Origin of the sequence: Devosia sp. (assembly GCF_036676215.1) — a bacterium.
Classification (GTDB): Bacteria; Pseudomonadota; Alphaproteobacteria; order Rhizobiales; family Devosiaceae; genus Devosia.
The window spans coordinates 1-3,856 of sequence record NZ_JAKFDJ010000087.1 but is presented as its reverse complement, the minus strand read 5'-3'; the positions used below and the strand labels follow the sequence as shown (position 1 = coordinate 3,856).

General features: G+C 65.1%; 3 protein-coding genes. All 3 read left to right on the top strand.

From position 1 onward, the window contains the following. Positions 1–1,388: TonB-dependent receptor domain-containing protein (locus V6M52_RS09165; RefSeq protein ID WP_332700797.1), on the top strand; the 1,388-nt coding region annotated here is incomplete at its 5' end. 255 nt (positions 1,389–1,643) lie between these two features. Continuing rightward, positions 1,644–2,303, top strand: coding sequence for a hypothetical protein (locus V6M52_RS09160; RefSeq protein WP_332700796.1), 660 nt, complete (start codon positions 1,644–1,646; stop codon positions 2,301–2,303). A 305-nt stretch (positions 2,304–2,608) separates the two neighbouring features. After that, positions 2,609–3,856 (top strand): cytochrome P450 (locus V6M52_RS09155; RefSeq protein WP_332700795.1); only part of this gene is annotated, 1,248 nt, incomplete at its 3' end.

Here is a 3,856-nt window from a genome sequence, read left to right as displayed (position 1 = left end):
CGGCCAACAGCCTGGAAGTCCTCGACTACGTCTTCGACGAATACGCCTACAAGATCCGCTCGCAGATGTTCACCGCCGACCTGGTGTTCAACGGCGACCTGCCCATCGACTTCGGCGCGGGCCAGCTGGCCTGGGCCGCCGGCGCCCAGTACCGCTGGAGCGGCATCGAGCGGCAGAACAGCGACTACACCAACATCGCCGTCAGCCCCTGCGCCGACTCCTCGGTCAATCCGGGGGCGACCTGCACGGCCAAGAATGGCCCGTTCAGCTTCTTCGGGGCGCTCGCCGACTACGACCTCGACTATTCTGTGATCGCCACCTTCGCCGAACTGCAGATGCCGTTCACCGACAGCCTGACCGGGACCTTCGCCATCCGCTACGAGGACTACGGCGGCAATATCGGCGCGACCACCAATCCCAAGGTGGCGCTGAAGTGGCAGGCGGCCGACTGGCTGGCCTTCCGCGCCTCGGCGGGCTCGACCTTCCGCGCCCCGCCCCAGACCCAGATCGCCAACACCGCCACCACCAGCCTGGCCTACACCACCGCGGCCGGCGGCTACCGCGCCTACGACCTCTGGGGCAACGCCAACCTGAAGCCGGAAAAGGCCGACACGCTCAACCTCGGCGTCCTGTTCGAGATGGGCGACTTCAACGCCTCGCTCGACTACTGGCGCTTCGCCTTCAAGGGCCCGATCGACAACGAGAGCGGCTCCGACATCGTCAACGCCATCTTCCCCAACGGGGCGGCCGGCGCCAACAACTGCGCCAACCCCGCCTACGCCCCGCTGCTGGCCCGGATCAGCTTCACCGGCGCCTGCTCGGCCCCGAACATCAACCGGGTGCGGATCAACTACGTCAACAGCCCCGACATCGACACCAGCGGGCTGGACTTCGCGGCCAGCTACCGGGCCCGCGACGTGCTGGGCGGCGACATGAACTTCGGCCTCGATCTGACCTATGTGCTGGAATACATCGTCGCCGCCACGACCCTCGAAGGCGTCGTGGTCGCCAAGGAGACCGACTACGCCGGGACCATGGACTATCTCGGCTACGGCTCGCAGCCGCAGTGGAAGGCCACCGCCTTCGCCGAATACGCCCGCGGCGACCACAACATCCGTTGGACCCTGCGCTATGTCGACGACATGCGCGACACCCGCGGCGGCTCGGCGACCTTCGCGACCAACCAGAACGGCCGCAAGATCAAGGCCTTCGTGACCAACGACATCACCTATCGCGTGAACCTGCCCTGGGACACGACGGTGACCGCCGCGGTGATCAATGTGTTCGACAAGGACCCGCCGTTCGCCCGTCTGGATCTCAGCTACGACCCGTTCACGGCCAATCCGCTCGGCCGCTACTACAAGCTGGGCGTCACCAAGCGGTTCTAGGAGGTCTTCCCCCTCGAGAACCACCACTGGCCGGTCCCAAGGGGGCCGGCCTTTTTTTCGCGGCCCTTCTCCCCTTGCGGGAGAAGGTGGCCTTGCGGAGCAAGGTCGGATGAGGGGTCGCGCTGAGCTATCCGTCAGGTCCGCGGGCGTCGACTTTCGACCCGTTCTGGACGTCACGCCACCCAAGCTGGACTTTGCCGCCTATCCCGCCATTGCTACGCTTCCGCGCTTCTGCTGCGGCTTTGGGATCTGCTGATGAAGCGAACTGCTCTAGTCTTGGTGGCCGTCATCGCGACAGCCCTCGTCGTGTCGCTCGTTGGTCCCTTCACCTTCTACGCAAATGTGGTGCCCGTGCTGGGGCCTGTGCTCCCCCGTGCGCAAGGAGTGCCCCGGCAAGCAGCCGCTTCATACAACTGGAAGGCGTCCGGCATGAGCTGGACCTGGACTCGAACCTTTAAGCATGGGTGCGCCGCTTGGATGGCAACAGATCACTGGGCGGATGTGCAACTGCTCGTGGACTCTCAATGCGAAGACAAGCGCCAGTCGGGCCACATCGTCGGACGTGGGCTCTCGTACTTCAGCTCTGAAGACCACCTCACTTTTCAAGACTATTGGCCGTGGTCAGAGGACGACCATTTCAAGCTGATCGTGTTCGACGCCAATGGGATGATTGCTAGTGTTCGACCTTGTCCCTACACACTCTCCGCAAATCAGATTGATGCCCTGCGCATTGTTGCGGAGGAGGCGCACAATGAAGCTCAGACTGACGCCGAAAGGCGAGTTCTGGCGCGCGTGAAGCAACGACTTGCCGCGTTGAACGGCACCGGCCTCTCGAGCGGGCAACTAGGATGCACAGATTTGCCAATCGCCCGTGACGCCTCGATCCAGAGAGAGAACGCCTGGACGAGTCACTGAGTGTTGCGCTCCCACTACTCTTCTCCTCCTCGTGTCGAGGCCTGGAGGTGTGAGCACGCCCTAAGGTTAGCTCCCCACCCTTAGATGACGCCGGTCAGGCCTAAGCCTAAGCCCACCGCCCCGCCGCCAACCGGCGCGTTCTGAGAGACCCCTCATCCGACCTTGCTCCGCAAGGCCACCTTCTCCCGCAAGGGGAGAAGGAATTCTCGCATGGCCACGCCCGACGAGCCCCTTGTGGAACATTGTTCGAAGCGTCTCGATAGGTCCGCGCCCCGCTCCGGGCGCGGAGACTTGAGGGCGCGGCGATGGCGGATGGAACGGTTCTGAAGGACAAGCGCGCCGCCGCGCGCAAGGCCGCCTACGAGACGCCCCTGGAGGAGCTGAACCCGGCCCGCGCCTCGCTGTTCCGCGACGACGCCATGTGGCCGATCTTCGAGCGCCTGCGCGCCGAGGCCCCGGTCCACTTCACGCCGGACAGCAACTACGGCCCCTACTGGTCGATCACCCGCTACGACGACATCATGGCGGTGGATTCCAACCATCAGGTCTTCTCCTCGGCCAAGGGCATCGCGCTGTCGCCCAAGGCCGCCCAGGGGTTCCGCGACCCCAACAACAGCGCCACCAACTTCATCGCCATGGATCCGCCGCGCCACGACGTCCAGCGCAAGACGGTGAGCCCGGCGCTCTCGCCCCACGCGCTGTCGATCATGGCCCCGCTGATCCGCGAGCGGGCCGGCCTGATCCTCGACAGCCTGCCGGTCGGCGAGCCCTTCGACTGGGTCGACCTGGTGTCGAAGGAACTGACCACCATGACCCTGGCGACCCTGTTCGCCTTCCCCTTCGACGAGCGGCGCAAGCTCACCCGCTGGTCGGACGCCATGACCACCCCGCCGGGTTTCGGCGGCGGCGCCGCCAGCCTGCAGGAGCTGCGCGAGACCATGGCCGAGTGCTTCGGCTACTTCACCGAGCTCTGGAACCAGCGGGTCAACGCCGAGCCGACTGGCGACCTGATCTCCATGCTGGCCCACGGGGAGGAGACCCGGAACATGACGATGGCCGAGTTCCACGCCAACGTCGCCCTGCTGATCATCGGCGGCAACGACACGACGCGGAACACCATCTCCGGTTCGGTCCTGGCCCTCAATCAGAACCCCGACCAGTACGCCAAGCTGCGCGCCAATCCGGCGCTCATCCCCTCGATGGTCTCCGAGACCATCCGCTGGCAGACACCGCTGGCCCACATGTCCCGCACCGCGACCCAGGATTTCGAGCTGGGCGGCAAGACCATCAAGCAGGGCGACAAGGTGGTCATGTGGTACGTCTCGGGCAACCGTGACGGGTCGGTGATCGAGAACCCCGACAGCTACATCATCGACCGCCCGCGTCCGCGCCAGCACATGTCCTTCGGCTTCGGCATCCACCGCTGCGTGGGCAACCGCCTGGCCGAGCTGCAGCTCACCATCATCTGGGAAGAGATCATGAAGCGCTTCCCCGACATCCAGCTCCTGGAAGAGCCGAAGCGCAGCTATTCGGTCTTCGTGAAGGGCTACGAG

What these genes read in the sequence shown, in the direction of transcription:
- V6M52_RS09160 (WP_332700796.1), top strand. Translation starts at nt 1,644, where the DNA reads ATGAAGCGAACTGCTCTAGTCTTGGTGGCCGTCATCGCGACAGCCCTC.